At 66.4% G+C, this 2,238-nt stretch carries 1 protein-coding gene and 1 pseudogene; both read left to right on the forward strand.

The window, feature by feature from the left end:
- Nucleotides 1-309, forward strand: a pseudogene (locus tag D779_RS20665) (methyl-accepting chemotaxis protein); the annotation flags it as partial.
- 103 nt (nucleotides 310-412) lie between these two features.
- Nucleotides 413-2,238 (forward strand): PAS domain-containing protein (locus D779_RS20670; protein WP_043758393.1); only part of this gene is annotated, 1,826 nt, incomplete at its 3' end.

The raw sequence follows: 2,238 nt of genomic DNA on the forward strand, positions 1-2,238 counted from the left end.
GTGACGCAGATGGACGAGGTGACGCAGCAGAACGCGGCCCTGGTGGAGGAGGCGGCGGCCGCGGCCGAGAGCCTCGAGGACCAGACCCGCGTACTCACCCAGGCCGTGTCCATGTTCGATCTGGGGAACGCGGCGGTTGGGTCCGCTGCCGCCCAGGCGTCCACTCCAAGGGTCTCCGGCTCGGCTGGCGGGGCCAAGCCAGGCCCTCGCTCGGAGGCCAAGTCGACGCCCTTGCGATCCTCCCCGGACAAGAGGCGTCCAACCCGTGCTGCCGGGAAGGGCGACGAGGATCACTGGGAGGAGTTCTAGGGCATCCTGAGGTTCGTCGGCCCTGTCTCCGATGAGGCCGACGATGTCCCATGCCGGGGGCTCGAATGCAGAGCGAAGTCCGGACGCAAAGGGAGTCTGGAGCATGCGGAAGAATCTACCCGTCACCGAGACGGAACATCTGATGAGGGACGATCAGCTGATCGTCTCGCGAACCGACCTCAAGGGAAGGATCACCTACGCCAACGCCGACTTCGTCGAGATCAGCGGCTTCGGTCTGGATGAGTTGATCGGGACGCCCCACAATCTGATCCGGCATCCGGACATGCCTCCCGCCGCCTTCGAGGATCTCTGGAAGACCATCCAGGCGGGTCGGCCCTGGACCGGGATCGTCAAGAATCGCTGCAAAAACGGCGATTTCTACTGGGTCGAGGCCAATGTCTCTCCGCTGCGCGAGCAGGGCCGCGTCACCGGGTATATCTCGGTACGCCGCAAGCCCTCGCGCGATCAGATCGACGCCGCCGAGACGCTCTATGCCCGGCTGCGGGCGGGAAAACCGGCCCGGCCTCTGATCGGGCGTCTGGCGGCCCGGATCCAGGACACCCGCATCGTGCGTGCACTGCCCGCCGGGCTGATCCTCATCTCGCTGCTCTTCACGGCCGCGATCCTGGTCTCCATCCTGAACCTGCGCCAGTCCAATCAGCAGCTGCGCCACTTCACCGAGCACGACCAGGCGCTCGAGCAGGCCTACGGCGAGATGTACGCCAAGGGTCTGCAGATGGTGTCGGCCATGCGCTTCATCCTGCTCGACCCGGACGACCTTCCGGTCCGTAAGACCTTCAGGATGGCCCAGGAGGGATTCGATCGGCAGCTGGAGCGAATCCGTCGGCTTACGGACCGCGCCGACACCGCCGGTCTCGAGACGGCCCTGAGCCGGCTCGACGAGATCGGCGCCGGACGCCAGCGTCACGGCGAGCTCCAGAAACGCATCCTGGAGCTGATCGAGGCTGGCGATCTGCTCGGCGCAAAGCGGCTCTACAACGCCGAGGAGGCCGGGATCTGGCGTCCCTACAAGTCGCTCATGATGGCGGCCGTGAAGCAGGTGAAGGAGGATGCCGCACGCCAGCGCGAGGCCTATCTGGCGGATGCCTCCCGGGCCGAGCGCGAGGTCGTCCTGGTCGCGCTGCTCGCGCTGCTCGTGGCCGCCGTCTTGGGGATCTGGCTGGTGCGCAAGATCAGCGGGCCCTTGCGTCAGACGCTCGGTCATCTGGCCTCCATCTCGGACGGCGACTACAGCAGGCACATCGGCGTCCACAGTAACGACGAGATGGGTCAGATGCTCCTCGGGGTCAAGTCGGTACAGGCCCGTCTGGACTACGACATTCAGGAGACGCGCCGAATCGCCCAGGAGAATCAGACCATTCGTTACGCCCTGGATCATGTGACCATCCCGGTCAGCCTCTCGGACGAGCAGGATCGGGTCACCTATCTGAACCACGCCGGGGAGGGGCTGTGGCGGGCGCTCTCCGACGATGTTCTCAGACACCATCCGGAGTTGGATCCGGATGCCTTGATGCGCACCTGCATGACCCGCTATCTAGGAGACGACCGGCAGCGTCAGGCCCTCAGCGGCCAGTTGGAAGGCACGCTCGTCCTGGACACGCGCATGTCCGGCCGGCATCTGCATCTCACCGCCAGCCCGGTGCGCGACGATCGCGGTCACCAGATCGGCAAGGTCATGCAGTGGCAGGACCGCACGGCGGAGGTGACGGCGGAGCGCGAGATTGCGGGTCTGGTCGAGGGTGCGGCGGTGGGTGATTTCGCGGCGCGGCTGGATCTGGCGGGCAAGGAGGGGTTCTTCCGTCAGCTGAGCGAGGGGCTGAACCGGCTGCTCGACATCATGTCGGCGGGGCTGAGCGACGTGGCCGGAGTGCTGGACGCGATCGCGCGCGGGGATCTGACGCGCGGGAT

Source organism: Imhoffiella purpurea (genome assembly GCF_000585215.1).
Classification (GTDB): domain Bacteria; phylum Pseudomonadota; class Gammaproteobacteria; order Chromatiales; family Chromatiaceae; genus Imhoffiella; species Imhoffiella purpurea.